26 protein-coding genes are annotated in these 26,448 nt (G+C 73.3%); 12 read left to right on the plus strand and 14 right to left on the minus strand.

What is annotated here, in order from left to right:
* Window positions 1-23 precede the first annotated feature (23 nt).
* Together ABGB11_RS05970 and ABGB11_RS05975 are read right to left on the minus strand one after the other, a co-directional pair.
* Complete coding sequence (locus ABGB11_RS05970) at window positions 24-761, minus strand: TIGR03943 family protein (protein ID WP_347629586.1); 738 nt, start codon at window positions 759-761, stop codon at window positions 24-26.
* Window positions 758-1,798 carry a permease gene (locus ABGB11_RS05975; protein ID WP_347629588.1) on the minus strand — a complete coding sequence of 347 codons (1,041 nt, stop codon included), beginning with the start codon at window positions 1,796-1,798 and terminating at the stop codon, window positions 758-760. Before ABGB11_RS05975 ends, ABGB11_RS05970 begins: the two co-directional genes overlap by 4 nt.
* Window positions 1,799-1,932: 134 nt before the next feature.
* Here ABGB11_RS05975 and ABGB11_RS05980 point away from each other — a divergent pair, with 134 nt between their 5' ends.
* Window positions 1,933-2,313, plus strand: coding sequence for a VOC family protein (locus ABGB11_RS05980; protein ID WP_347629590.1), 381 nt, complete (start codon window positions 1,933-1,935; stop codon window positions 2,311-2,313).
* 192 nt (window positions 2,314-2,505) lie between these two features.
* On the opposite strand, the gene ABGB11_RS05985 is transcribed toward ABGB11_RS05980, so the two are convergent.
* From ABGB11_RS05985 to ABGB11_RS05995, 3 genes are read right to left on the minus strand one after another with little or no spacing between them, the layout of a single operon-like run.
* On the minus strand, window positions 2,506-3,180 hold the full coding sequence (locus tag ABGB11_RS05985) for a hypothetical protein (protein WP_347629592.1): 675 nt from the start codon (window positions 3,178-3,180) through the stop codon (window positions 2,506-2,508).
* Window positions 3,181-3,238: 58 nt separating this feature from the next.
* Entirely contained in the window at window positions 3,239-4,555 is a 1,317-nt protein-coding gene (locus ABGB11_RS05990; RefSeq protein WP_347629594.1) for a serine/threonine-protein kinase, read from the minus strand.
* Window positions 4,556-4,558: 3 nt separating this feature from the next.
* Window positions 4,559-6,694, minus strand: a complete 2,136-nt coding sequence (locus ABGB11_RS05995) for a serine/threonine-protein kinase (RefSeq protein ID WP_347629595.1) — start codon at window positions 6,692-6,694, stop codon at window positions 4,559-4,561.
* 184 nt (window positions 6,695-6,878) lie between these two features.
* On the opposite strand from ABGB11_RS05995, the gene ABGB11_RS06000 reads away from it, so the two are divergent.
* On the plus strand, window positions 6,879-7,652 hold the full coding sequence (locus ABGB11_RS06000; protein WP_347629597.1) for a hypothetical protein: 774 nt from the start codon (window positions 6,879-6,881) through the stop codon (window positions 7,650-7,652).
* Between the two features lie 18 nt (window positions 7,653-7,670).
* On the opposite strand, the gene ABGB11_RS06005 is transcribed toward ABGB11_RS06000, so the two are convergent.
* Window positions 7,671-8,747, minus strand: coding sequence for a hypothetical protein (locus ABGB11_RS06005; protein WP_347629599.1), 1,077 nt, complete (start codon window positions 8,745-8,747; stop codon window positions 7,671-7,673).
* 71 nt (window positions 8,748-8,818) lie between these two features.
* On the minus strand, window positions 8,819-9,799 hold the full coding sequence (locus ABGB11_RS06010) for a helix-turn-helix domain-containing protein (protein WP_347629601.1): 981 nt from the start codon (window positions 9,797-9,799) through the stop codon (window positions 8,819-8,821).
* A gap of 400 nt (window positions 9,800-10,199) precedes the next feature.
* Here ABGB11_RS06010 and ABGB11_RS06015 point away from each other — a divergent pair, with 400 nt between their 5' ends.
* Complete coding sequence (locus ABGB11_RS06015; RefSeq protein ID WP_347629603.1) at window positions 10,200-10,457, plus strand: tetratricopeptide repeat protein; 258 nt, start codon at window positions 10,200-10,202, stop codon at window positions 10,455-10,457.
* On the opposite strand, the gene ABGB11_RS06020 is transcribed toward ABGB11_RS06015, so the two are convergent.
* Window positions 10,435-11,052, minus strand: coding sequence for a TetR/AcrR family transcriptional regulator (locus tag ABGB11_RS06020; RefSeq protein WP_347629605.1), 618 nt, complete (start codon window positions 11,050-11,052; stop codon window positions 10,435-10,437). The genes ABGB11_RS06015 and ABGB11_RS06020 overlap by 23 nt on opposite strands.
* An 88-nt stretch (window positions 11,053-11,140) precedes the next feature.
* Here ABGB11_RS06020 and ABGB11_RS06025 point away from each other — a divergent pair, with 88 nt between their 5' ends.
* On the plus strand, window positions 11,141-12,055 hold the full coding sequence (locus ABGB11_RS06025) for an oxygenase MpaB family protein (RefSeq protein WP_347629607.1): 915 nt from the start codon (window positions 11,141-11,143) through the stop codon (window positions 12,053-12,055).
* Window positions 12,056-12,094: 39 nt separating this feature from the next.
* Here the strand turns inward: ABGB11_RS06025 and ABGB11_RS06030 are convergent, their stop codons facing one another.
* A complete protein-coding gene (locus ABGB11_RS06030) occupies window positions 12,095-12,589 on the minus strand; it encodes a VOC family protein (RefSeq protein ID WP_347629609.1) in 495 nt (164 codons plus the stop codon).
* A 205-nt stretch (window positions 12,590-12,794) separates the two neighbouring features.
* On the opposite strand from ABGB11_RS06030, the gene ABGB11_RS06035 reads away from it, so the two are divergent.
* The 3 genes from ABGB11_RS06035 to ABGB11_RS06045 are packed head-to-tail and all read left to right on the plus strand — an operon-like array spanning window position 12,795 to window position 15,444.
* Entirely contained in the window at window positions 12,795-13,637 is an 843-nt protein-coding gene (locus tag ABGB11_RS06035; RefSeq protein ID WP_347629610.1) for a type II CAAX endopeptidase family protein, read from the plus strand.
* Window positions 13,634-14,788: a histidine kinase gene (locus tag ABGB11_RS06040; protein WP_347629612.1), complete on the plus strand. Its 1,155-nt coding sequence runs from the start codon at window positions 13,634-13,636 to the stop codon at window positions 14,786-14,788. The genes ABGB11_RS06035 and ABGB11_RS06040 overlap by 4 nt, the downstream gene beginning before the upstream one ends.
* Window positions 14,785-15,444, plus strand: a complete 660-nt coding sequence (locus tag ABGB11_RS06045) for a response regulator transcription factor (RefSeq protein ID WP_347629614.1) — start codon at window positions 14,785-14,787, stop codon at window positions 15,442-15,444. The genes ABGB11_RS06040 and ABGB11_RS06045 overlap by 4 nt, the downstream gene beginning before the upstream one ends.
* A 12-nt stretch (window positions 15,445-15,456) precedes the next feature.
* Here the strand turns inward: ABGB11_RS06045 and ABGB11_RS06050 are convergent, their stop codons facing one another.
* Window positions 15,457-15,978, minus strand: a complete 522-nt coding sequence (locus tag ABGB11_RS06050; RefSeq protein WP_347629616.1) for a helix-turn-helix domain-containing protein — start codon at window positions 15,976-15,978, stop codon at window positions 15,457-15,459.
* Window positions 15,979-16,056: 78 nt separating this feature from the next.
* Here ABGB11_RS06050 and ABGB11_RS06055 point away from each other — a divergent pair, with 78 nt between their 5' ends.
* Window positions 16,057-16,947 (plus strand): TIGR03564 family F420-dependent LLM class oxidoreductase, encoded by an 891-nt coding sequence (locus ABGB11_RS06055; RefSeq protein WP_347629618.1) that lies wholly within the window; start codon window positions 16,057-16,059, stop codon window positions 16,945-16,947.
* Between the two features lie 190 nt (window positions 16,948-17,137).
* Here ABGB11_RS06055 and ABGB11_RS06060 read toward each other — a convergent pair whose 3' ends face one another.
* Window positions 17,138-18,148 (minus strand): NADPH:quinone reductase, encoded by a 1,011-nt coding sequence (locus tag ABGB11_RS06060; RefSeq protein WP_347629620.1) that lies wholly within the window; start codon window positions 18,146-18,148, stop codon window positions 17,138-17,140.
* A gap of 14 nt (window positions 18,149-18,162) precedes the next feature.
* Entirely contained in the window at window positions 18,163-19,134 is a 972-nt protein-coding gene (locus tag ABGB11_RS06065; protein WP_347629622.1) for an aldo/keto reductase, read from the minus strand.
* Window positions 19,135-19,227: 93 nt separating this feature from the next.
* Between ABGB11_RS06065 and ABGB11_RS06070 the strand changes: the two genes are divergently transcribed.
* Window positions 19,228-19,812: a TetR family transcriptional regulator gene (locus ABGB11_RS06070; protein ID WP_347629624.1), complete on the plus strand. Its 585-nt coding sequence runs from the start codon at window positions 19,228-19,230 to the stop codon at window positions 19,810-19,812.
* Window positions 19,813-19,927: 115 nt separating this feature from the next.
* A complete protein-coding gene (locus ABGB11_RS06075) occupies window positions 19,928-20,353 on the plus strand; it encodes an SHOCT domain-containing protein (protein WP_347629626.1) in 426 nt (141 codons plus the stop codon).
* 9 nt (window positions 20,354-20,362) lie between these two features.
* Here the strand turns inward: ABGB11_RS06075 and ABGB11_RS06080 are convergent, their stop codons facing one another.
* Complete coding sequence (locus ABGB11_RS06080; RefSeq protein ID WP_347629628.1) at window positions 20,363-21,772, minus strand: DUF2252 domain-containing protein; 1,410 nt, start codon at window positions 21,770-21,772, stop codon at window positions 20,363-20,365.
* Window positions 21,769-22,011, minus strand: coding sequence for a hypothetical protein (locus ABGB11_RS06085; protein WP_347629630.1), 243 nt, complete (start codon window positions 22,009-22,011; stop codon window positions 21,769-21,771). The genes ABGB11_RS06080 and ABGB11_RS06085 overlap by 4 nt, the downstream gene beginning before the upstream one ends.
* Before the next feature lie 434 nt (window positions 22,012-22,445).
* On the opposite strand from ABGB11_RS06085, the gene ABGB11_RS06090 reads away from it, so the two are divergent.
* Entirely contained in the window at window positions 22,446-25,055 is a 2,610-nt protein-coding gene (locus ABGB11_RS06090) for a LuxR C-terminal-related transcriptional regulator (RefSeq protein WP_347629632.1), read from the plus strand.
* Window positions 25,056-25,151: 96 nt separating this feature from the next.
* Window positions 25,152-26,129 carry an MBL fold metallo-hydrolase gene (locus ABGB11_RS06095; RefSeq protein WP_347629634.1) on the plus strand — a complete coding sequence of 326 codons (978 nt, stop codon included), beginning with the start codon at window positions 25,152-25,154 and terminating at the stop codon, window positions 26,127-26,129.
* The last annotated feature ends 319 nt before the right edge of the window (window positions 26,130-26,448 follow it).

A 26,448-nucleotide genomic window follows, 5' to 3' on the forward strand; every position in this document is an offset into this window, starting at 1 on the left:
GGCGAAGCCGGTGGCGGGCCGGGTCACTCGTAGGGGTCGGCGGGCTTCTTGATCTTCTTGAGGGACCGTCCGCGCAGCGTCTGCACGACCGTCGCCTTCCGCCCCGTCGCGGGCGGCTCCCAGACCCCGTCGACCTGCACCCACGTGTCGGCGGGCGGGCGCGGGAGGCCGCGCACCATCACCGGGAACGGGACGGCGTCGCCCGCGCAGCAGGCGACCTTGAGGCGGGTGAGCTGCCAGCCCCGCGCCCCCTTCCCCGCCGGGGTGACGAACCCCGTCAGCCGGACGGGAACGCCCGTGAACGTCGCGGGGTCGCCCGTCTGCGCCTGGTACGCCCGGCCGATGAACTCGCCCATCGTCATCGGGACGGGCTCGCCGGTGCTCGGCAGCGCGGCGAACCCGCCGGACGGCGCGGGCGGCGGCGCGGTCCGGCCGGTGTTCCGGGCGGCGGTGAACGAGCCGAGCGCCGGAGGGGCGATCACGAAGATCGCGAGGACGGGCAGGCAGAGCAGCCAGGCCACCCGGGGCCCGCCCGCGTGTCCGTGCCCGTCGTCATGGGGGTCGTCGTGCGAGCCGCCCGTGTCGCGCCACTCCCGGCGCAGCCCGGCGGCGCCCAGGACCAGGAGCGCCGCGGCGGCGATCACCAGCGGGTACCGGAAGCCGGGCCGGACGTAGTTGACGTACTCGCCGCTGCCCAGCGTGATCCACAGCATCGCGGCGCCGACGAGGACCAGCAGCAGGTTCTGCGCGGGCCTGCTCACGACAGCAGCCCTCCCACCAGGACGCTGACGCCCACCGCCAGGCAGAAGGTCAGCGGGACGAACCGGACGGCGAACCGGCGGCCGAAGAAGCCCGCCTGCAGTGCGATCAGCTTGAGGTCCACCATGGGCCCCACCACGAGGAACGCCAGCCGCGCGGTGGTGGAGAACTGCGACAGGCTGGCCGCGACGAAGGCGTCGGCCTCGGAGCAGATGGACATCAGCACGGCCAGGAACGCCAGCAGGAGCACCGACAGCGCGGCGCTGCCCGCCGCCGACTCCACCCATGCCGCGGGCACGACCGCGTTGATCGTCGCGGCGGCGCACGCGCCCACCACCAGGAACCCGCCGGCGTGCATGATGTCGTGCCGCATGGCCTGCCGGAAGGCCTCCAGGCGCCCGGCGGCCCCGTGCGCGTGCGGGCGGGACGGGATACTGATCCACTCGCCCCTGCCGAGCAGCAGCCACACCCACCCCGCCAGCACCGCCACGACGAGGGACGCGGTGAACCGTCCGGCCACCATCTCCGGCCTGCCGGGGAAGGCGACCGCGGTCGCGACCAGCACGACCGGATTGATCGCGGGCGCGGCGAGCAGGAACGTGAGGGCCGCGGCCGGCACCACCCCGCGCGCCATCAGCCCGCTCGCCACCGGTACCGAGGCGCACTCGCAGCCGGGCAGGACGGCCCCCATCGCGCCCGCGACCGGGACCGCCGCCGCGGCCCGGCGCGGCAGCACCCGCCGCCACACCGCGGGCGGGACGAACGCGGTGATCGCGGCCGACAGCGCGACCCCGAACACCAGGAACGGCAGCGCCTGCACGCACACCGCCACGAAGATCGTCGCCCAGGCGTCCAGCGCCCGCCCGTCGACGTCCGGCGCCACGAGGACCCGTCCCGCCACCAGCGCGGCGGCCAGCGCGGCGAACGCCCACGCGGCGCGGGTCCCCGGCGCCGCCGGAGCGGGGCGCCCCCAGTCACCGGGCGGGAGCACCTCGTCCTCGGCCACCCGGAGGCCGACCCGATCACCCATGCGGGCCATGGTTCCAGAGCCGGACGGCGGGTTCGGGTAGGACGCTCGCGAGGCGTCCTTCCCGCCACTAGACGGAGGATAATCCTCCAGTTATGATCTGGAGGAAATTCCTTCACAAAAACGTCCGCACCTGGAGGCCGGTCATGGCAGTCGAGCTCAACCACACGATCGTCCACGTCACCGACAAGGCCGCGTCGGCCCGCTTCTACGCCGAGATGCTCGGCGTGGACTCGCCGGCGCCGTTCGGCCACTTCCTGACGGTCGCGCTCTCCAACAACGTCACCCTGGACTTCCTGGACGCGCGCCCCTCCCCCTCGCCGCAGCACTACGCGTTCCTCGTGAGCGAGGACGACTTCGACGCGATCTACGGCCGGATCCGCGAGCGCGGCCTCACGCACTACGCCGACCCGATGCGCAGCCGCCCCGGCGAGATCAACCGCAACGACGGCGGCCGCGGCGTCTACTGGGACGACCCCGACGGGCACCTCCTGGAGATCATCACCCGCCCCTACGGCGGCGGCTGAGGCGGAAGCCGGGAAGGAAGGGGCGCCCAGGTCCCGCAGCCCTCCCCGCGGGCGGGACGCGGGCCCGTGGTGGGCCACGAAGACCGCCAAGGACGGCCGCTTCCGCAAGGCGTTCAAGGCCAAGCGGGACGGAACCTGGCGCGCCTACTTCCCGGGCACGAGCAACTTCGACCGGCAGAAGTCGCGCGACGACTACGTCGACGTCCGCTGGCCGGCCGGGCCGCCCTGGCCGCCGGACGCGGCCAGGGTGTCCGCGTGCCGCGGGGCGGCGACCGCCAGGTAGAGCAGCACCATGCCGACGATCTGCGCGAGGTGGTAGACGGACGTCGGGTCGAGCGCGACGCGTTCGGTGACGCTCGGGTCGAGCGCCTTCGCCGCCGCCGCGGCGCCGCTGGCGACCATCGCGACGATCACCGGGACGGCCATCGGATGGCGGCGGTGGGCCGCCCACCCCCAGAGCGCCAGGATGCAGATCATCGTCAGGCTCTCGCAGGCCAGCAGGGCCGACACCCCCGCGTGCCCGGTGACCGCGAGGATGACGTACGCGACGATCCCGACCGACCGCAGCAGCCAGAAGGTTCTCCCGTGGCGCGGGCCGAGCACCTCGGCGACGGTCGCCGCCAGCAGGTAGGACACCGCGATGACGACCATCGCGCTGATCACGGCCCAGCTCGGCTCGCTCCACCGCTCCGAGTACTTCACCACGCCGTGGTGGACGAACCCGGCGAGCGCCGCCAGTCCCGCCCACCAGAAGGACGTGCGCCAGTGGCGGTGCGCCGCCGACGCGCGCCCCAGCCGGGCCGCGAGCGCCACGACGATCAGCCCCAGGGCGAGATCGGTCAGTGCGGGCGCGGGTTCGGCAAGCACACTTCGCACGTTACCGGCATATCGCCTAGCAGGTCACCGGCGCCCCGGCCGTCCGGAGTCAGGCGGTGCCATGGCTCCCGCCGCTGGTCTTCCCGCCCCCGCCGCCGTAGCCGTTCATGATCCTGTCCACGACGACGCGGTAGCCGACGTCGCCCGGCCGGTGGCGGTACCTGATGCTCCACTTGGCGGACCCGGGGGCGGCCGGGATGTCGACTGCGGTCCGCCACGGCAGCTCGACGTTCTTCAGGGTCGTGCTCTTCCCGTTGACCGTGTACGTCAGCGAGGTCAGCGTGACGTCGCCCGTCAGGTAGAACTCCAGCACCCGGGTCCGCTCGGCGGGCGACGACGGGGTGGCGGGCGCCGCCTGCGTGGTCGTGGACGGCGTGGTCGTGGACGGCGTCCCACCCGCTTCGGCGCCGCCTGATCCGAAGCCCGGCCCGTCCAGGAGCAGCACGCCCGCGGCGAGGCAGCCCACGACGAGGACGCCCGCGCCGGACAGCAGTGCCCGCCGGGGCCTGCGGGGCTTCGCCGGACGCGGCCGGGGCGCCGGCGGGTTCTCCATCGCGGCGGCCTGCCGGCGGATCTCGGCCGCGATCGGCGGTGGCGGCCAGGCCGCCTGCCCGTCCGGCGGGGCCAGCCGTCCGGCCAGCTCGGCGGGCTCCGGCCGGGCGTCCGGGTCGGAGCGCAGGCACTCGGCGATCGCCGTCCGCAGCCCTTCGTCGGCGATGGAGACGGATCGCTCCGCGGGCGGGGCACCGGTGCAGGCGAAGGCCAGCGTGCAGCCCAGCGAGTACACGTCGCTCGGCGGTCCGGTGGGCTCGCCCGCCTCCTGCTCGGGCGACATGTAGCCGCGGGACCCTGCCGGTGTGCCCGGCGCCTCCCCGCCCGTGTCCCGCCCGGCCGCGATGCCGAAGTCGATCACCCGGGGCCCGTCCGCGGTGAGCAGCACGTTCGCCGGTTTGAGGTCGAGGTGCACGTACCCGGCGCGGTGGATGAGGCCGAGCGCCTCGGCGAGCCCGGCGGCGAGGGACCGGACGGCGTCCGCGGGCAGGGGGCCGTTCCGCCGGACGGCGTCGCGCAGCGAGACCGCCGGGAGGAACTCGGCCGCCATCCACGGCCGGGGCGCGTCCGGGTCGGCGTCCAGCAGGCCGGGCCCGTACGGCCCGCCGGCGGCCCGGGTGGCGGCCACCTCGCGGCGGAAGCGGGTGCGGTGCTCGGGATCGCCCGCGAGGTCGGCGTGCATCACCTTCACCGCGGCGGCGCGCCCGCTCGCGGACCGGCCGAGGTAGACGACCGCCATGCCGCCCGAGCCGGCCCGCGCCAGCAGCCGGAACCGCCCGGCCTGCCGGGGATCGGCGTGCTCCAGACCCTGCATCCGCTAACCCCCGCCCGGTGGGGTGAGCGCCCGCACGTATCCGCCGGCGGTGCCGATGAACACCGAGCCGCCGATGGCGACGGGCGCCGACGTCCGGACCGTGACGTCGGCCGGGTACGTCCAGACCGTGTGCCCGTCGGCCGCGTCGAGCGCGTAGACGTTCCGGTCGGCGCAGCCCACGTACACCCGGTCGCCTGTGGTGCCGAGCGCGTTCCACGTGTTCCGGGACGCCTGCGGCCCGACCCGCCGCGACCACACGACCTCACCGGTCGCGGCCCGGACGGCGGACACGTCGCCGGCCGCGGTGCCGAAGTGGACCACCCCTCCGCCCGACCCGAAGCCGAAGCTCTCGTAGACCGTCTCGCCGATCTGCCTCTTCCAGGCGAGCGCGCCGGTGTCCGCGCGCAGCGCGTGCACGGCCCCGCGCCCGTCGCAGAAGATCACCAGCCCGTAGCAGGCCTGCGGATAGTGCGCCCAGTACGCCGGATAGGTCCATCGGGGACGGCCGCTGCCCGCGTCCAGGGCGGACACCTTCGTCCGGTCGACCGTGATCACCAGGTCGTCGGTGACGGCGATCCCGAGCTCGGGCTTCACCCGGGCTTGCCAGCGGCGGTCGCCGTCCGCCCTGTCCAGGGCGGTCACCGAGTCGTAGCCGAAGCAGGCCGTCGACGCCTCCGCCACGGGGTACATCGGGACCTTGCGCTCGGACGGCCACGGGCGGCTCCACCGCTCGTCGCCCGATCCGGCGCGGAGCATGGTGAGGCGCGAGGCGAAGTGGTCGACGACGAACACCTCATCGCCGTCCACGCTGACGTGGTCGATACCGAAGGAGCGGTGCTTCCAGCGCGTCTTCCCCGTGTCGGGGTCGAGGGCCTTCAGCATGCCGTCGCCGTGCGCCAGGAGCACCCCGCCGGCGGCGAGCAGGTCGGGGTAGTAGTCGTCCACCTTCACCTTCCACCGCGACGTCGCCCGGGGCGGCGGGGCGGTCGGCGTCGCCGCGGCCGGCTTCGGCGGCGTTCCCGCGGCCGCCCGCGCGCCGCCGCTCCGGTCGCGCCGCAGCGTGACCGCGCCGCCGATCACCCCGGCGGTCGCGAGCGCGGCGGCTCCGCCGACGAGCAGTGCGCGCCTGCTCGGCGAGCCGTTCACGGCGTCCCCGCCCCCGGCCGTGGCCTCGGGCTCGGCGGTCTCCTCCGACATCCGGTCCTGGTCGGGGACGGTCGAGGGGGCCGGCTCGTCCCCGGGCGGCGCGTCCTCGGGCATCCTCCGGGCGCGGGCCGTCCGGCGGTCGATGGCCTCGGCGACGCCCGCGGGCAGCCATCCGGAGCCCTGCGCCGGCCCGGCCCCGTCGAGCCTGGCGAGGAGGTCGGCGGCGGTCGGCCGCCGCTCGGGCTCCAGGTGCAGGCAGTCGCCGATCAGGTCGCGCAGCCAGGGGTCGGCCACCCCGGCGAGGTCGGCCCGCGCCTCCTTCACCCGCCGCAGGACGGCGGCCATGCCGTCGTCCGCGAACGGCTCCACCCCGGACGCCGCGTAGGCCAGCACGGCGCCGAGGGAGAACACGTCGCCGGCCGGCCCGGTCCGCAGCCCATGGGCCTGCTCGGGCGACATGAACCCGGGGGTACCGGGGGTGGCGCCCACCCGGGTGATCGTGATGGCGTCGTCGGGCCGGGCGATGCCGAAGTCGATCACCCGGGGCCCGGCGGCGGTGAGCATGATGTTCCCCGGCTTCAGGTCGCGGTGCGCCAGGCCGGCCCGGTGGATGTCGGCCAGCGCCTCGGCCAGCCCGGCGGCCAGCGTCCGGACGGCGGGCCCGGGGAGGCTCCCGTGGCCCCCGACCGCCTCCCGCAGCGTCAGCCCGGGCAGGTAGGCGGCGGCGAGCCAGGGCGTTTCGGCGTCCGCGTCGGCGTCCAGCAGGGACGCGGTGAAGGCGCCGCTGACGGTCCGGGCCGCGTCGATCTCCCGCTTGAACCGCGCCCGGAACTCGGCGTCGGCGGTGTACCGCGCGCCGATGACCTTGACCGCGACCAGCCGGCCGCCCGGCGACCGTCCGAGGTAGACGACGCCCATGCCGCCGGCGCCAAGCCGGGCCAGCAGGCGGTAGGGGCCGACCCTCTCCGGATCGCCCGGCCGCAACCGCTGCACAGACCCGCCTTCCCACGCACACCCAGGAGCCACAGACCTCGCCCCATGATGGCGCGGCGCCCCACCGGACCACCACCCCTCGAACAGCGGACGGTGACGGACAAGAACGTTAGCGTGGTCCCCGGAAGGCTCCCGGTGCGAAAGGGCGGAGACGGTGCCGCGGACGCGACCCAAGGTGGAGTTCTTGCCGGCGCAGATCAGGAGCCTCTCCGACGGGCTCCCCCCGGCCGAGCCCGGCACGCTGTTCGCCCTGGGGGCGCGCGGCGGGATGAGGGTCGCGCCGGACGCCGGGTTCACGCTCGTGTTCGGACGCCAGGAGGACGCCGTCCACGTCTGCGTCGGGCCGGGCGACACCCACGTCAGCCGCAGGCACGGCCACATCCAGCGCGAGCACTCGCGCTGGATGCTGTACAACACCGGGAAGCTGGCCATCCGGTTCCCTGGGTCTCGCCTGGTGCTGCGCGGCCAGTCGGCGGAGCTGCCCGAAGCCGGGTACACACCGCTGTTCATCGTCGCGCCGGAGCAGGAGCACCTGTTCGAGGTGCGGATCGCGGCGGGCGCCGTCCCGCCGGGGAGCGGCGCCCGCAACGAGGCGCCGACCGACGAGCGCAGGCCCTGGCGGCTGGAGCCGTCCGAACTCCTGGTGCTGGTGTGCCTCGGCCAGCGCTACCTGCGCCACGACCCGGACCCGCAGCCCCTGACCTGGGCCCAGGTAGCCGACGAGCTGAGCCGTCTCCAGCCGCGGGCGGGCTGGAACCAGAAGAAGGCGGCGCGCCGCGTCGAGAAGGTGCGCCACCGGCTGAGCGGCCGGGTGCCGGGCCTGCTGGAGCACGAGGTCACCCCGCCGATCGGCAACGCCCTCAACGTCAACCTGATCCGGAACCTGCTGATCACCGGCACCCTCACCCCGGACCACCTGCGCCTCCTGGACGACCCGAAGGAGCAGGACGAGGACTGACCCGGCGGGCGGCGCCTGTCAGCTCACGGGGACGCTCCGGGTCGGTTCGTAGCCCGGGAACTCCACGGTGATGTTCGTGACCTCTGGCGGCAGCCTGTAGGCGTTGGCGTGCGTAATCGTCCCGCCCGGCAGGACCCTGTAGTCGCGGCCCGTCGGCTGATTGCACACGCACCGGTTCTGAGTGTCGCGCAGGGTGTAGTAACGCATCCCGGTGGCCTCGTCATAAAGCGTCACGCCCATGGTGCCGTCACTGGCGCCGCCGTAGTAGAAGACCTTCGTGACCGGAAGTGTGAACCGGGTCGTGCTGGTGAACGGTTCACCGTCGGTATTGGTCAGCTTCCAGACGAGGTTGACCAGTCCGGGCGGCGAGCGGCGCAGTTCGGTGACGTCCAGTTTGAGCGAGCGCACTTCCGGCGCTTCCGGTCGGGGCGGGCTGACGGGATTCGTTCGCGCGGCCGGCCGCGACCCGCCGTCCGGCCGCGCCACCGGAGGTTGGGAGAAGTTGATCGCGTCGTCCCCGGTGTCGTCGGTGTGGCCGTCGATCCGCACGGTCGCGCCGGCCGCCCGGTCGATCTGTCGCGCCACGTCGGCCAGGACCGCCGGGGCCTTCGCCGACAGGTCCGCCCGGTCCACGGCGAACAGCACGTCCGACGACAGCCGGACGCTGCGGGTCCCGTCGCCGTCGTCCACCGCCCGGTCCCCGCCCTCGGCGGTGCTGATCAGCGGGAGGATCTTCGGCCGCCCGGCCCCGGCCGGGTCCGTCCCGCCGGGCGGCCGGACGGGCCCTTCGCCGATGGGGACGTCCGGGAACACCCGGGTCTGCGGCACCGAGACCGAGATGCGCTTCACCTCGGGCGGCGGTGCGGGCACGACCGCGTAGAACTCGGCGGAACGGCCGGGTTGGACGATGCTGTTGAGCGTGTCGCTGCACAGGCATTCACCGCCGGCGCCGATCAGGGGGAAGTACCGCTTGCCGCCGACCGTGTCGACCAGGGTGATCCGAGCACGGCGCAGAAGAGCGCGGCGGGCGCGATCGAACGATGCGCGGATCTCATCTTTCCCCGTTCCCCGACTGGCAGAGATGCTCAGCGTCACACGGAGGACGAAGAGGCCGATTGCCTGCCGCTGCACGGCTATTGCCGGCGCATGCACGATCAGCGGTCGGGCTATTTCGGCGGCCGATCCGAATGCATGGCCCGGTACTCACCGGGCGGGATCCCATGGACGGCGCGGAAGAGCCTGCTGAAGGACGCGGCGCTGGGGAAGCCCCAGCGTGCCGCTATCGCCTCCACCGGCCTTTCCAGCAGCGCGGTGTCGGCCAGGTCGCTGCGGCACCGGTCCAGCCGCCGGCGCCGGATCCATTCGGCGACCGTGCACTCCTCGGTCTCGAACAGCTTGTGCAGCCGGCGGAGCGACACGTGGTGGGCCGCCGCGATCATGCCGGGCGTCAGCTCCGGGTCGCCCAGGTGCTCGTCGACGAAGGCGTAGATCCGGCGCAGCAGCACCTCGCGCCGGACGTCGGGCGGCGTTTCCGCGTCCAGCCGCCGGGCCAGGACCGCGGCGACCAGATCGAGCGCGGCGGTGGAGACCCGGGCCGCCTCGGACGGGCCGTAGGTGCCGAGGTCGGCCGCCACGCGCGTCAGCAGCGCCGACAGTAGCGCGCCCGTCCCCTCCCGGCCGGACAGCGCCACCCCGGTCACCCGGGCCACCTGCTCCGGGGGCAGCGGCAGGAGCGCGCGGGGTACCAGCAGCGTCATCATGCGGCCGGGCGACCGCGCGAGGAGGCTCAGCGGCCGCGTCAGATCGGCCAGCGCGACGTCGCCCGGCGCCAGTTCCGCCCGCCGGCCGTCCTGGGCGACCGCCAGCCGCCGGCCCGACGCCGGCAGCCAGAGCTGGTAGAGGTCGGCCTCGTCCCGGCGGATCATCGCCGGCGTGCGGTGCAGCTCCGCCGCGCCGGCGGCGCCGACCCCGAAGGCCGTCGCGACGGCCGCGGTGACCGCCCCCAGCGCGTCCACCCGGCTCTCGGCGCGGAACACGGTGCGGCGGCCGTAGGGCGTCCGGAAGCCGCAGGCGAGGTGCTCGCGGGTGATCGCCTGCCAGTAGTCGTACCGCTCCGACGCCGGCACGTCGCTCGTGGAGATCAGCATGCCCGTCACCTGCCGCGCAGGACGGCGGCTTCGCCCCCCAGCCTAACCAGTCGCCGGTGAAAGCCGGATGTAAGGGAGGGCTTCCACAATGGCGTGCCGACATCACGGCGAACGACCAAGGGGGACGACATGTCGGCCACGGCCCGGCAGGAACCGGCGACCGAGTATCTCCTCGGCACCAGCATCGACCTGGCCCGCGAGCAGCTCGCGCACCTGCAGACCCTGCTCGACCCGTACACGAAGGGCGCCCTGGACGCCGTCGGCGTGGGCCCCGGCCTGCGGTGCCTCGACGTGGGCGGCGGCGGCTCCATCTCCCGGTGGCTCGCCGCCCGGACGGGGCCGTCGGGCGGCGTCCTCGCGGTCGACATCGACACCGGGCACCTCGACGGGGCGGCATCGGATGGCCGGCGCCCACGACGGCGCGCTCGACCAGTATCGAGCCGCGCTCGAACTGGCGCGGGCGGGCCCCGTCCCGTACGACCAGGCCCGTGCGCACACCGGGATCGGCGACGTCCACCACCGGCTGGGCGACACGGCCGCCGCCCGCGACCACTGGCGGAGCGCCCTGGAGATCTACTCGCGCCTGGGCACCACCGACGTCGGCGCGCTGCGCGCCAGGCTCTCCGGAGAGAGCGTCAGCCGCGGATGTAGCCGTTGACCATCTCGGCGAGCTCGTCGACCATGCGGTCGTGCGGGATGGGCGGGCGGTCCAGGACGTACTTGATGGACAGCAGGCCGACGGTCTCGGTGATGATCCAGAGTGTCGCGTCGATGTCGAGGTCCTCGCGGAACGCGGCGCGGTTGACCAGCAGGTAGACGCGGATCAGGTCGGTCAGCCGCCGCTGCAGCGCGGCGAGCTTGTCGAACGGGCCGAGCCGCGGGACCTGCTCGACGATGATGCGCAGCAGGTCCGCGTTCTCCTCGAACAGCCGGATCTGGACGTCCAGCAGCGCGCGCCCCGCGGCCTCCCACGGCTGCCGCATGGTGGCCTCGATCTCGGCGCCGAGCCGGTCGGCGAGATGGTCGGCGAACCGGTCCAGGACGGCGATGACGATCGCGTCCTTGTTGGGGAAGTACTGGTACAGCGACCCGTTGCTGATCCCGGCGGCCTTGGCGATCCGGTTGGTGGAGGCGCCGTCGTACCCGCGCTCGGACAGAACGCGAGTGGCGGCCTCCAGGATGCGCTCGACCGTGCGCCGCGACCGGTCCTGCGTGGGGATCCTGCGGGGCGAAAGCCCAGGTGACGGGGGCATCGGCAGTTCCTTCGGAAACGCGACTTGTAAGCGACTATTTATTCGCGTTTAGCTTACAGCAGTCGCTTCTTTTCGGGAGGTCGCGCAGATGACGGTGACCGAGGGGACGCCCGCGAGCCCACCGGCCGGGCGGGAACGCCGCGAGGAGCCGGTCCCGTTCGGGCCGGGTTCGCTGCTGTGGGAGCAGATGGGGCTCTACACGTCGGCGATCGCGGGCAACAGCGTCTTCATCCTCCAGGTGATGCATCCGGCGATCGGGACCGTGGTCGACCGGCTGTCGAGCTTTCGCACCGACCCGCTCGGGCGGGCGGCGCGCAGCTTCGCCTCCGTCCAGACCTGGGTGTACGGGGGGCGGACCGCCATCGAGGAGGGCAGGCGGCTGCGGGAGATGCACAAGCCGCTCAGCGCCGTCGACGAGGACGGGAACCGCCACCACGCGCTGTCGGCCGAGCCCTGGGCGTGGGTGCACCTCACCGGCTTCTACGCCGCCGTCGCCGCGGCGAAGTACTTCGCTCCCGCGCCGCTGACCCCGGAGGAGGAACAGCAGATCTTCGACGAGTTCCTCCAGCTCGGCAGAATCCTGCGCGTGCCCGAGCGGATGCTGCCGGAGAGCATCCCGGACTACTGGGACTACTTCCACGACATGGTCTACAACACCCTCGTCCCCCACAAGGTGGCGCACGAGGTGCTCGCCCAGATGGGCCAGGTCCCGCCGAACGTGCCGGGGCCGCTGCGCCCGCTGGTCGCCCCGGTGAGCGCGGCCACCGGGCGGCTCGGACGGCTGATCACCATCGGCACGCTCCCGGAGGCCGCCCGCGAGAAGCTCGGGCTGCGGTGGACGGCGGCGGACGAGCGCCGGCTGCGCCTTGCGGGGCAGGCCATCGGGCGGAGCACGCCCCTGCTCCCCGAACGCGTCCGCTACATGCCGATCGCCTACCGCGCCCGGCAGGCGGCCCGCGCCCAGGAGCGGCTGGAGCGCGCCCTGGCGGAACGACCCATGTGAGACGCCCGGCCGCCGGCAGCGGGACGCCGAGGCACCGCGTCATCGCGCGCGCCGGTCGAACGCCTTCCCACCGGGATAGGAGACGAGCTCGAACTGCATGCCCCACGGCGCGAGGAAGTACACCCACCGCTGCCCTTCGCTGGGGCCCTTGCTGGACGTCGGCTCGCCGAGCAGCGGGACGCCGCGCTCCTTCAGGTACGCGACGGCCGCGTCCAGGTCCTCGACGTAGAGGGCGACGTGGTGGCCCCCGACGTCGCTGTTGCGGGGGACCGCCTCCGCCTGGCCGGGCGCCTCGTACTGGAACACCTCGAAGATCGCCTGACCGCCGCAGCGGTAGAAGTGCAGCCGCCGCATCACCGCCCGCGGGTGGACGTTCAGGTGGTCGGACATCCAGTCGCCGTCGTCGTCGCGGAACGGGCCCAGCGCGTACATGTACTCGCAGCCGAGGACGTCCACCAGGAACCGGTGCGCCTCGTCGAGGTCGGGCACCGTGAAGCCGATGTGGTCGACGCCGGTCATCCCCGGAAGTCCCATCGCAACCTCCCGTATTCGGAACGAATCATGGTAGGCGGCCTCTCTCCGCAGGCCACATGCGGTTTTGCGGGATCCAGCGCCGCGCCTGTCCCCCGTGCGAGCTACCCGGGAGTGTCCACCGAGCGGTGAAGATTCGGATCCGCCGGATCTCTAGCGTCTTCGACGTAGCCGCGGCGCCCCTGACCGCGGGATCTCGGAGGACAACATGCGATTTCTGAAGCAGCTCTTGGCGGTCGGAGTCGTCTCCCTCGTCGGCGGCCGGCTGATGCTCGCGGCGGACTGGAACGCCCCCCTCAGCCTGGGCATCGGCGCCGTGACCATCCTGCTGATCCTCCCGGTGTACGCGTGGGTGGTGCGGCGGACCGAGAAGCGCGAGCCGGTGGAGGTGGCGGTCCAGGGCGCCCCGGTCCGCCTCGGCCTCGGGGCGTTGCTCGGCGCCGGGCTCTTCGCGGCCGTCATCGTCAACATCGCCTTCCTCGGCGGCTACGAGGCCGACGGCTTCGGCTCGGCCGGCGGCACGGTCGCGCTGCTCGGCTTCATGGCCGCCGCCGCCGTGACCGAGGAGGTGATGTTCCGCGGCGTGCTGTTCCGGATCATCGAGGAGCGCACCGGCACGTGGGTGGCGCTGACGCTCAGCGCCCTGGTGTTCGGCCTGGCGCACCTGTTCAACGAGCACGCGACCCTGTGGGGGGCCATCGCCATCGCGATCGAGGCCGGCGGCATGCTGGGCGCCGCGTACGTCGCCACCCGCAACCTGTGGGTGCCGATCGGCCTGCACTTCGGCTGGAACTTCGCGGCGGGCGGCGTCTTCAGCACCACGGTCTCCGGCAACAACGCGCCGGAGGGGCTGCTGCACGGGGTGAACCCGGACCCGTCGCTGTCGAGCCTGATCACCGGCGGCGAGTTCGGGCCGGAGGCCAGCCTGTACACGGTGGTGTTCTGCACGATCGTGACGGTCGTGTTCCTGCGGCTGGCCCGCCGGCGCGGGAACCTGGTCCCGCTGCGCCGCTCCGCCCGGCCCGCCGCGACCGCTACGCTCGCCCGATGATGGACCTCCGGCGGATCCCGGACCGGTGGCGGCGGCTCCCCGTCGTGGTCCGGGATCTCCCGTTCCCGCTGCTGCTGATCGTCCTGTCGTTCCTCCCCGCCCTGCACGGCCAGGAGACGCAGGTCGGAGACCTCCCGAAGCGCCCCTTCGACGCGCTCGCCGCCGTGATCCTCGTCGTGGAGACCCTTCCGCTGGCGGTGCGCCGGCGCTACCCGGGCGCCTCCCTCGCGCTGGTGGTGCTCGGCTTCACGCTCGCCGAGCTCGGCAGCTACCACATGGTCGCGGGCACCGCCGTCGCCTTCGCGCTGGTGAGCGCGGGCGCCCACCTGGACCATCACCGGCGCATCGCCGTCCTCGCCCTCACCGCGGTGTACGTGCCGCTGGCGGTCACGCTCCACCGGATGGGGTCGCCGGAGGGCGTGAGCGGGTTCGTGGTGTTCTACCTGGTGGCGGCCATGGGATGGTGCGCCGGGTCCTGGCTGAGGTCCACCCGGATCGCCGAGGCCGAACGCCGCCGGCGCATCGCCGAGGCCACCCGCACCGCGGAGCGCACCCGCATCGCCCGCGAGCTCCACGACGTCGTCACCCACCACGTGACCGCGATGGTCGTGCAGACCGAGGCCGCGCGGTACCTGACCGCCGCGCCCGATCGGCTCGAAGAGACCCTGGGCTCCATCAGCGAGACGGGCCGGCGGGCCATCGGCGACCTGCGGCACCTGCTCGACCTGCTCAACCCCGACCACGACACCGGCACCACCAGGGCACCGTCCGCCGGCGACCTCGGCACGCTCATCGACCAGACGCGCAAGGCGGGGCAGCCCGTGGACTTCAAGGAGGAGGGCGAGAAGGCGGAGTCGTCCGGCAGCGCCGAGTTCGTGACGTACCGCGTCGTGCAGGAGGCTCTGACAAACGCCCTCAAATACGCCCACGGCAGCCGTACGGTGGTGCACGTGCAGTATGGCGACAGGGACATCACGGTCGAGGTCGGCAACGACGGATCAGGCACGCGCGCCGGCTCTCCCGGCGGCAGCGGGCGGGGCCTCGCCGGGCTCCGGGAGCGGGTCGACGCCCTGGGCGGCGAGTTCCGCGCGGACGGGCAGGCGGGCGGCGGGTTCGTCGTGCGGGCGCGCATCCCCGCGAGGACCTCGTGACCGCACCCGTCCGGGTCGTCGTCGCCGACGACCAGGCGCTGATCCGCACCGGCTTCACCACGATCATCGACGCGCAGCCCGACCTGGAGGTGGTGGGCGAGTGCGGGGACGGCCGCGCCGCGGTCGACCTCGCCCGCGGGCTGGACCCGGACATGGTCGTGATGGACGTGCGCATGCCGGTCCTGGACGGCATCGAGGCGACCCGCCAGCTGGCAGGTGCCGGCGTGCAGCATCCGGTCAAGGTGCTCGTGGTGACGACGTTCAACCTGGACCAGTACGTGTACGAGGCGCTGCGCGCCGGGGCGAGCGGGTTCCTGCTGAAGGACGCCCCGCCCGCGCAGCTCTTGCACGGCATCCGCACGGTCGCCGCCGGCGCCGCCCTGCTGGCCCCCGAGGTGACGCGGCAGCTCGTGGGGAAGTACGCGGCGCGGATCCGTCCGGCCGAGGGCGGGCCGGACGACATCCCGCTGACGCCTCGCGAGCTGGAGGTGCTGCGCCTCATCGCCGACGGCCGGTCCAACAGCGAGATCGCCGCGGTCCTGGTGATCAGCCAGGAGACCGTCAAGACGTACGTGTCGCGCATCCTCACCAAGCTCGACCTGCGCGACCGCGTCCAGGCGGTCGTCTACGCCTACCGCCGAGGGCTGGTGACCTGACCGGAACGGGGGTCAGGCTCTGAGACCGTCCAGCACCACCCGGGTGTGGGCGTCGTCGGGGCGAGCGCCCGGACGGCAGACGGTGGTGCTGAGGATCTCCGCCACCTCCGCGGAGCCGATGTCGCGGCGCAGTCCGCCCTCGTGCCGGGTTTGCTCGACGAGCTCCCGGAGGAGCCCGTCGACCTCCTTCTGCAAGGCCTCCCGGTCGCCGGGGACGGGCCCGCCGTCGGCGAGCGACTTGATGAGGGCCAGCGGCTGTCCCGTGCAGTAGGCGACGACGTCGGTGAGCACGTCCCAGCGAGGGCGATCCTGGGCGGTCAGCAGCCGGATCCGCGTCACCAGGCAGCGGAGCGCGCCGGTCGCGATCTCCTCGACGAGCGCCCGCCGGTCCGGGAAGTGCCGGTAGAGGGTGCCGACGCCGAGCCCGGCCTCCCGGGCGATGTCCTCCATGCCCACGCCGGGGCCGTGCTCGGCGAAGAGCCCGAGGGCGCACGTGACGATCCGCTCGCGGTTGCGCCGCGCGTCGGCCCGCATCGCCACCCCCTGACCTGGAATCCCAGATGCAGATTACCCTGACGGAACCGGAATTTCCGATTCAGGTTGGAGTGACTCATGCGCATCGGCATGTTCGGCCTCGCCGGGACGGCCCCCGTGGACGACCTCGTCGCCCAGGTCCGCCTCGCCCGGGACGCCGGGCTCGACGGCTTCTTCTTCGGGCAGGCGGACTCGTGGGACGCCCTCATGGCCGCGGCGCTCGCCGGGCGCGAGGTGCCCGGCATCGAGGTGGGCACCGCCATCGTCCCGACGTACCCGCGCCATCCCCTCGCCCTCGCCGCCCAGGCGCTCACCGCGCAGTCCATGACGGGCGGCCGCTTCACCCTCGGCGTCGGGCCGAGCCACCCGCAGATCATCGAGGGCGGGCACGGGATCTCCTACGAGCGGCCCGTGCGGCACGTCCGCGAGTACCTGTCCGCCCTGCGCCCGCTGCTGCGCGGCGAGACCGTCGACTTCCACGGCGAGATGCTGACCGCGGCCGGCGCCATGGACGCGCCCGGCGCGACCCCGCCGCCGGTGATCCTGTCCGCGCTCGGCCCGGCCATGCTGCGCGTCGCGGGCGAACTCGCCGACGGCACCGTGACGACCTGGGTGGGCGCCGACGCGATCGCCGACCACATCGTGCCCGCGATCACCAAGGCCGCCGACGCCGCCGGACGGCCCGCCCCGCGCGTCCTGGCCGGCGTCCTGGTGGCCGTCACCGACGACCCGGACGGCGCCCGCCGCGCCCTGGCCGAGCGGTTCGGCGTCGCGCCGCGGTTCCCCGCCTACCGGGCGATCCTCGACCGGCAGGGCCTGTCGGGCGTCCACGAGACGGTCATCGCGGGCGACGAGGACACCGTCGCCCGGGACCTGCGCCGCTTCGCCGACGCCGGCGCCACCGACCTCCTGATCGCCCCCGTCGGCGACACGCCCCGCGTCCTGCGACTCGCCGCCTCCCTCCGCTGAGGCGGGGTCCGGCCGGGCGAGGCGATCGTCCATCGGGGGTTCTCAGGGTTCGCCGCAGGAGTGGCGGGTGATGAGGGTGGGTCGGATGACGATCTCTTCCGGCTCGTCGCGCTCCATCTCCAGATGTAACTAGTTACATCTGACGCGGCGCCTCCCTTCCTGTCAAGAGTCCTCGCGCGTCGCCGGCGGGCTAGGGGATGTCCACCAGGACCTTGCCGACCGTGCCGTTCTCCACCGCCTGCTGCGCGTCGGCGGTGCGGTCGAGCGGGAAGCGGACCAGCGGCAGGCCGTGCTCCTCCCCGACCGGCAGGGCGCCGTCGCCGACCGCGGCGGCGACGTCCTCGGCGCCCGCGGCGAGCGCCTCCGAGCCGACCGTGTAGAGCACGAGGAACTGGAAGCGGGAGTTCAGGAACATGTTCTGCCGGACGTCCAGACGCACCGGCTTGTCGCCGTCGTTGGCGTAGACGGAGATCGTGCCGCAGGTCCGGAGCACGGCCAGGTCCATGTCGAGGTTCGCGCCGAGCGCGACCTCGGCGATGATGTCGACGCCCTCCGGGGCGATCTCGCGGATCGCGGCGGCCGGGTCGCCCTCGCGGTAGTTGACGACGTGGTGGGCGCCGGCGGCGGTGGCCAGCCGGGCCTTCTCCGGGCCGCTGATCGTGCTGATCACGGTGGCACCCGCCCAGCGGGCGAGCTGGATCACCGCGTGCCCGACCGCGCCGGCCCCGCCCGCCGCGAGCACCACGGCGCCGTCGAGCGCGCCGGGCCGCAGCCGGCGCGGACCGTCCTCGGCGACGGTGAGCGCCCGGTGGGCGGTGAGCGCGGGGACGCCGAGCGCGGCGCCGACGTCGAGACCGGCCTCGTCCTGCAGCGGGACCGCTCGCTCGGCGGGCACGACGGTGTACTCGGCGGCGGTGCCGGTGGGCCGCCCGGCGGCGGCCATGTACAGCCAGACCCGCTGACCGGCCCGGCTCGGGTCGACCCCCTCGCCGACGGCGTCGATCACCCCGGCGCCGTCGTGGTGCGGAGTGATCTCGGGAAACTGCATCGGGTTGCCCGAACGGCTCTTCCAGTCGGTCGGGTTGACCCCGGACACCGAGACCCGGACGCGGACCTCGCCGGGGCCGGGGACGGGCAGGTCGCGGTCGACGAGCCGGAGAACCTCGGGACCGCCGTTGTCGCTGTAGATGATCGCCTTCATGTTCCGTTCTTACCTCACTCGATTCCGTGACGCGGGAAGCGCCGCTCGTCAGCCGATCCGACGTCCAGAGCGGCCAGGGTCGCGGCGTCGAAAGTGATCTCGCCGGCCGCGACGTTGGCCTCCAGGTGGACGGCGTCGGCGGTGCCGGGGATGAGCAGCACGTTCGGGGCGCGGTGCAGCAGCCAGGCGAGGCCGACCTGGTGGGGCGTGATGCCCAGCGACTCGGCCGCGGCGTGCACGGCCGGCTCCTCGGTGACCTTGGGCAGGCCGGGGAGGGCCCCGCCGAGCGGGAAGTACGGCACCCAGGCGATGCCCTCGTCCGCGCACAGCCGCAGCAGGTCCTCGTCGTCGCGGGAGACGAGGCTGTAGGCGTTCTGCACGCAGGCGACACCGGCCGGCAGGGCGCGCCGCACGATGTCGAGGGTGACGCTGCTCAGGCCGATCGCGCCGATCTTGCCTTCGTCGCGCAGGGCCGTCATGACCGCGAGCTGGTCGTCGAGGTCGACCCGCTGGTCGCCCTCGGGGCGCGGACCGGGGCCGGAGTCGAGGCGGCGGAGGTTCACCACCGGGAGCCGGTCGAGGCCGAGGCCGCGCAGGTTGGCCTCGACGGCGGAGCGCAGCTGCTCGGGCCGCTGCGCGATCCGCAGCGGGAGCCGCCCGCCCGGGTCGGGTTCGGCGCCGACCTTGGTGACGACGAGGACGCCGTCCTCGGGGCGCAGGGCTTCGCGGATCACGGCGTTGGCGAAGCCGAAGCCGTAGAACTCGGCGGTGTCCACGTGGTCCACGCCCAGTTCTACCGCGCGGCGCAGCAGCGCGACGGCCTCGTCGCGGCGGTCGTGCAGGCGTTCGAGCTGGAGCGCGCCGTAGCCGACCCGGGACACGGTGCGGCCGGCGAATGCGGCGGTGGGGGTGCTGATGGACGCCTCCTCGGTCGATGGGGCGCCGCGGTGGTGCGCGGCTGCCCGCGGCCCACACCGTACAATCAACGGATGACAGATTTCAATATCTGTCATCCGTTGAGCGATGGGCTATCGTCGGTCCCGGTGTACGTTCCGGGGTTGAGTTCGACGGGGGATCTGATGCGCGCAGAACCGCTCGACGCGGAGACGATCGTGTCGGCCACCGAGGAGCTGCTGCGCCGGCACGGTCCGGAGAAGACCACGGTGCTCGACGTCGCGCGGCTGCTGAGCGTGAGCCACGGGAGCGTGTACCGTCACTTCCGGTCCAAGGCGGCGCTGCGGGAGGCCGTGATCCTGCGCTGGCTGGACCGGATGCGGGACGAGATCGCCGCGGCGGTTCAGGATCCCGGACCGGCCCCCGACCGGCTCCGCCGCCTGCTCACCGCCATGTTCGCCGCGAAGTGGGCGAAGGCGAGGGAGGACCCTGAGCTGTTCGCCACGTTCCGGGTGCTCGCGGCGGAGCACAGCGACGTGGCCTCCGCGCATGTCGCGTTCCTGCTCGGCGAGGTCCGCGCCATCGTCGCGGACGGCATCGCCCGCGGCGACTTCGCCTCCGGCGAGCCGGAGGTGATCGCGCGAGCCGTCCTCAACGCGACCAGCCGCTTCCACAACCCGGTGCACGCCGACGAGTGGCGCTCTCCCGAGACCGCGGCGGAGTCCGAGGACGTCATCTCCCTCATCCTGGACGGCATCCGAGCGCGCTGAGACGCGCGTCCTGCCCGCGTCCGTGAATCGCCTGTTGCGGGTGATTCCGGAACCGTCGGGTTCGGGGAGCGTTGGCTGCATCGGATGAAGAGCGGCCGACGACAGGAGGGCCACCATGAACGACCTCGCGGCGCCCATCGCCGCAACGGACTATCCCTTGCTGAACGCCTTCTGGACGATGCTGTGGTTCTTCCTGTGGGTGCTGTTCCTCATGGTGCTCTTCAGGATCCTCACCGACATCTTCCGCGACGACAGGCTGAGCGGCTGGGGCAAGGCGGGATGGTCGATCTTCGTGATCGTGCTGCCCTTCCTCGGCGCCTTCGTGTACCTGATCGCGCGTGGCAAGGGCATGGGAGAACGGGATTCGCGCGCCGTCCAGAAGCGGGACGAGCAGTTCCGCGCCTACGTCCGCGAGACCGCGGGACCGGGACCCCAGGAGCCCACGAAGGCCGACGAGCTGGTCAAGCTGGCCGAGCTCAAGAACCACGGCGACATCAGCGAGGTGGAGTACGAGAAGGCGAAGGCCAAGGTTCTCGCCTGAGCCCTCGGTTCAGATGCTTTCGGCGGTGACGCGGCCGTCCTTCACGGCGTCGGCCAGGACCTGGTGGTCGCGTTCGTTCTGGTCGGCGTACCCCTCGGCGAACTCCGCGAGAGCCCGGTCGAAGGTGTCGCTCCTGCCGAGATAGGCGGCGATCGCGATCGGGTCGCCGGAACGTGCGTGCGCCCGGGCCAGGGACGCTCCGCACAGCTCCGCGAAGACCTGCATCACGTCCGGCGCCATAGCCTCGGGCTGGACTATCCCCTTCCAGTCGCGCAGTTGCCGCACATAGAAATCGCGTCGCCGGCCGTCGATACCGGTGACGCGGTCCCAGCCCAGGAAGATGTCCCCGGCCGCCTGCATCAGCCGTTGCCCGGACACCACGCGCCGCCCCTGGTTACCGCCGCGCCCAGCCGCCGCGGTGTACGGGGCGAGGACCGACTCCCCGGCTTCCTTGGCCTGCAGGAGCAGCGGGTCGTTGTTGTCCCTGCCCAGCATCAGGACGATCCAGCAGCGGGTGCCGACGCTGCCGACGCCGACCACCTTGCGTGCCACGTCCACCGGACGGAACCGGCCGAGCAGATGCCGCCGCTCGGGGGAGAGGCTGTGCCGGTAGTTCCTGACCAGGTCGTGCAGCGTGCGTTCGAGTCCGGAACGCTCCTCGTCCGGGAGCAGGTCCCCGAGGGGGGTGATCAGCGGCGGATCGGGGGTGATGCGGCGCACGCCGCCCTCGGCCACGTGCGCGAGCTTCTCGAACGCCTGGACGTTGTCGCGGGTGCGCGCCTTGGCCGCCGTCCGGGACGCCCGCCGGCGGGCGTCCTTGCCCAGCCGTTTCGGCAGGATCGCCTTGAGCCGGTCGGCGTCGTCCTGGGCGTACCAGATGTCGAGGGTGCGCATGCCGGCGAAGTCGTGCATCCGCCGCCGGTAGGCGCGGACGCAGGCCCGCGCGATGCCTTCGCGTTCCGCGGCGATGAAGGCGTTGGCGCGGGCGGCGATGGCGAGGCTGGCGGCGAGCCGCTTGACGTCCCACTCGAACGGGCCCGGCAGGGTCTCGTCGAAGTCGTTGATGTCGAAGAGCAGATGGCGTTCGGGGGAGGCGAGGAGCCGGAAGTTCAGCAGGTGCGCGTCGCCGCACAGCTGCGCCGTCAGCCCGGTGTCCGGGACGGCACCGAGATCCGCGGCCATGATCGCCGCCGCGCCGCGGTAGAACCGGAACGGAGACTCCAGCATGCGGCCGTACCGGATCGGCACCAGCTCCGGGACGCGCTCGGCGGACTGCCGCTCGATCACGTCGAGGGGATCCGGGCGCGTCCCGTCCGGTCCGAAGGCGGCGTGACCGCTGCGGGGCACACGCGCACGCGCGGCCTTGCCGCGGCCCGCCCGCTCGGAGGGGCTCAGGTGATCGCTACGGACCATGGTCATGACCGGGCCTCCCTCGGTGCCATGGGCGGGAGCCGGCGCACTTCGACGAGTTCGAGGCCCAGGGCTTCGATGATCTCCAGGACGCCGTACAGGGCGCCCTGATCGAGCTCCGGGCTCCAGACGACGGTCTCGACGGGGTTCACGCGGACGTTGAGATCGTCGAACGCGTGCTGGAAGGTGTCGCTGATGCGGCCCCTGATCCGTATCTCGTAGCCGGGGCCGGTCGGAGGATCGGTCATCGGTTCGCGCTCGCTGTTCGCTCGTCGGCGTGCCGGATCCACAGGGCGAGGGCCGCGGTCGGCAGCCCGGCGCCGGCCGCCGGCCGGGTGAGCCCTCCGGACGCCGGCGGGCTCACCGGCCCGTCCGCTTCTGACGGGTGCGCTGAGGCCATGGGGTCCTCTCTGCTCGCCCGGCTCCGCACCGCCTGGAGCCGGGGTGGTCCATGGCACCAGCGCACCGCGGCGGAGCATGCGGTCGCATCATCCCTGGCGGGTGATCCCGGCACCGCCCCTCCGGCGGACGATGAGGTGGATTCGGCTCGCGGGCCTGGCCCGGCTCGCCTTCCAAGGGCGCCGTTCTCACGGGCCTCAGGGCGGGTAAGGGGAGGTTACGGGGGGGCGGCGTCCTGGTCAGGGGGCCCGGAGATGGCGCGCCCCCTCTCGGGGTGATCTCAATGATCGCGAGTGGGACTCCCGCGGAAGCATCGGCGCCGGGAGCCGTCCCGGCCGGGTCCATGCCGTCCCTGCCCGGCTGGGTCGTTCCGCGGCCCGGACTGACCGGGCGGCTGAGCGGCGGGGTCCGGGGCCCGCTCACCGTGATCACCGGACCTCCGGGGGCGGGCAAGACGATCACCGCGCTGGCCTGGGCGGCGTCCGGGGCGGGGCCGCCGGTCGCGTGCTGGGTCACCTGCGACGACTCGACGGTGACCGTCCAGGGGTTCTGCGCCTCCCTGGCGAGGAGCCTGTCCGGGGCGGGCATCGACACGGCGTCCGCCGGGCGGAGCCCCGATCCGCGCGAGGCGGTCACGGCGGCGCTGCTGGACGCCGCCGCCCCCGTCGCGGTGGTGGTCGACGACTTTCCGGCCCGGCCCGGTTCGGCGCCCGCCGAGGTGGTGGACCACCTGCTGCGGCATGCCCCCGCCTTCCGGGCGGTCGTCCTCTCGCGCAGCGATTCGCCCCTTCCGCTGAACCGCCACCGGCTCGCCCGCGAGCTGACCGAGATCCGCGCCGACGACCTGGCCTTCGGGGACCACGAGGTCGCCGAGGTGCTGGCCCAGCACGGGGTGCGGCTGACGCACGCGTCCCGGCGGGCGCTCCACGAGCGGACGGGCGGCTGGCCGGCCGCGATCAGGCTCGCCGCGATGTCGATGGAGAACCACCCGGATCCCGAGGAGTTCGCCGCCCGGTTCGCGGGCGATGACCAGACCGTCGTCGGGTACCTGATGGAGGAGGTCGTCGACGCCCAGCGGCCCGGCGCGCGCCGGCTGCTGCTCGCGACGAGCGTCGTGGAGCGGGTGAACGCCGAGCTGGCCGGCGAGCTGGCCGGTGACGCGGGCCGGGCCTTCGCGGACATGGTCCGGCAGAACGCCTTCGTGGTGCCGCTCGGACGGGGCTGGTACCGCTACCACCCGATGTTCGGTGCGGCGCTGCGTCTGATCCTCCGGCACGAATCGCCCGGCATGGTCCCGGTCCTGCATCGCCGGGCGGCGGAATGGTTCGAGCGGTCGGGGATGCTGCCCGACGCCGTGCGCCAGGCCGTCCGGGCGGGTGACTGGCAGTACGCGTCGCGGATGGTCGTCGACCGGCTGGCGATCGGTCGCGCGCTCGGCCTCGGACCGCCGGAGGCGTCGCTCGACCTCCTCGACGGGATACCGGACGCGGCCGCCTTCACCGGCGCCCGGCCGGAGCCGGCGATCGTTGCCGCGGCGGTCGCGGCCCGGCGCGGGGACGAGGCGTCGTGCGCGGCCGCCCTGCGCCACGCCAGGAGGGTCCTCCGGCGCTCGCCGCACGACGCCGCCTGGATGTGCCTGGCCGCCGTCGAGCTCTGCCGCCCCGGAGCGGCGGGCTTCGGTGGCCTGGCCGGTGCCTCCGGTGAAGCGGCACTGCTGCGGCAGGCCCCCGGCCGCCTCCTCGACGACCGTCCGGAGCTGAGGTCGCTGGCGCTGTCCGGACGGGCGGCCGCGCACGTATGGCATGGAGAGCTGGACGAGGCGGCGCACCACTTCTGCGAGGCGCTGGCCGCCGCCGAGCAGGCGGGAGGCGACGTCCAGAGGAGGCGGTGCCTCAGCGATCTGGCTCTCGCCGAGGCCCTCCTCGGCAACGTCGCGCACGCCGCCGACCTGGCGGGCCGTGCCCGCCGGCTCCCCGAGCCGCCGGTCTCCGCCAAAGGCGACGACCTCGCGGCGGCGGAACTGGCCGATGCCTGGGGCGACGTCGAACGGTGGCGCCCCCGGGCGGCTCGCCGGCGGGTGGCGCAGGCGTTCCCCGGCCCCCTGGCGAGCGCCATCCAGCACCTGGTGAAGGCCCGTGCCGACCTGTGCCGGGGGCGCCCGGAACACGCCCTGGAGGATCTGCGGGCGGCCGGCGAGATGGTCCCGCGACCCGGCTGGCTCGGGCGCAGGCTGGCCCTGGTGAGCGCCGAGGCCCATGTCGCCCGCGGTGAGATCGAGGCCGCCCGGCGCGACGTGGAACGCGCCGGCGGGCCGCCGTCCCTCGAAACGGCCCTCGCGCTGGCCCACGTCGAGATGAGCGCCGGCGAGGACGCCGCCGCGGTCGCGGCGCTCAGGGAGGGGCTGCACCGGCACACCAGGGCGCCGACGGACGTGCGCGTGGAGGCATGGCTGCTCGACGCCCGGCTGGCCTACCGGAAAGGCGACCGGGGGGAGGGCCGCCGCTCCCTTGACCGAGCGCTCCGCCTGGCTCGGCGGGAGGGCATCAGGCGGCCCTTCGTGATGTCGCGGAGCTGGCTGCTGCCTCTCCTGCGGCAGGATCCGATGATGCTCCGCGCCCATCGCCTCCTCCTGGAACCGCTGGGCCTTGCGGCGGAGACCGGAGCGACGGTCTCTCCCGGCGGTAACGGGACGGTGCCGGTAGAGCGGCTCAGCCCGCGGGAACTGGAGGTGCTGCGGTCCGTCGCGCAGCTGATGACGACAGAGGAGATCGCGGCACACCTGTACGTGTCGGTGAACACGGTCAAGACCCACCTCAAGAGCATCAACCGCAAACTCGCCGTGACGCGCAGAGGCGAGGCGGTACGGCGAGCCCACGAGCTTTCCCTGCTGTGAAAAGCAGGCGCGGCGGCGGGCGGGCCGTCGCTACCATCGCGGTCACTCGATCGCGGTGACAGTGCTGCCTTCGACCGTCTTGAAAGGCGTCCGACGATGCGGATTGAGGAGGAGCACGGTCATCCCGAGCTTCTGGAGCGGGGGCATCCTTTCCGGCAATGGAAGACGTGGCGCATTCCCGGAACGGAACTGACCCTCACCGGATACTCCCGCGCGAACGACAAGACGTTCTTCCATATCCCGGAGCTGAGATGCAGCCTCGACGCCGGGTTGTGCGAGGGGCGACAGGTCGACACGGTGTTCCTGACCCACACGCACCACGATCACTCGAAGGATCTCGACTATCTGGCCGCCAGGAGCCCCGGCCCGGACATCTACCTGCCGGCCGGCGCGGTGCCGTACGCGGAGGCCTACCTGCGCGCGTCCAGCGAGCTCAATCACGGGCCGGGCTTCGACCCGGCCCTGGCGGGCGGCTACCGCCTGCACGGCGTGGGGCAGGACGACGAGTTCACCGTCGGCCGCCGGGGACATCACGTGCGCGTGGTGGAGTGCGAGCACAAGGTGCCCTGTGTGGGATATGCCTTTTCGGAGGAGCGCAAGGCCCTGCGGCCGGAATTCGAGGAGCTGCGGCGGTCCCTGGCGCAGGAGGGACGAGGCGCGGAGTTCGGCCGGATCATGGCGCGGCGGCGCAAGGAGGGGGTCGAGGTCGACATGGCGGTCCGCCGGCCGCTGTTCGCCTTTCTCGGTGACACGCACGTCACCGTGTTCGAGCGGAACCCGTGGCTTTTCGAGTATCCCGTCGTCATCACGGAATGCACGTTTCTCGACGACGCCGAGATGGACCGCGCGAATCGGGTGGGGCACACGGTGTGGAGCCGGCTCAGACCCGTGGTCGAGGCTCACCCGGAAACGCTGTTCGTCCTGATCCACTTCAGCCTGCGCCACTCGGACCGGGAAGTTCTCGCGTTCTTCCGGCGCCTGCGGGAGACGGAGGGCGCGCGGACGGGCAACATCCTGCCGTGGGCGCACCCGGACAGCCGCCTGCCCGAGCAGCACCAGCACCGGGATTCCTGAGCGGCCGCCGGGGTCGTCAGTCGGCCATGCGCCAGGTCTTTCGGGGCTTGTCGTGCATCCGTCCGGGGAAGATCTCCAGCACCTCCTCCAGCACGCCCTCGTAGAAGCGGAGGACGGCAGCCGCCGCAAGGTCGCAGGCCGATCAGGCGGCACACGGGTCGGTCCGCCCGATCAGCCGACCCGGTAGCTCCCGTCAGGGGATGAGGGAGAGGTCGCGCAGCATCGCGAGGTTGTCGAGGAAGCTCACATGCGTGTCGACGCAGTCGCCGAAACCCGCCTGGCGGATCTTGATGGTGCTCTGCACCATGTCGTCGCCGGC

This window comes from Actinomadura sp. B10D3 (assembly GCF_039871695.1).
Classification (GTDB): domain Bacteria; phylum Actinomycetota; class Actinomycetes; order Streptosporangiales; family Streptosporangiaceae; genus Spirillospora; species Spirillospora madurae.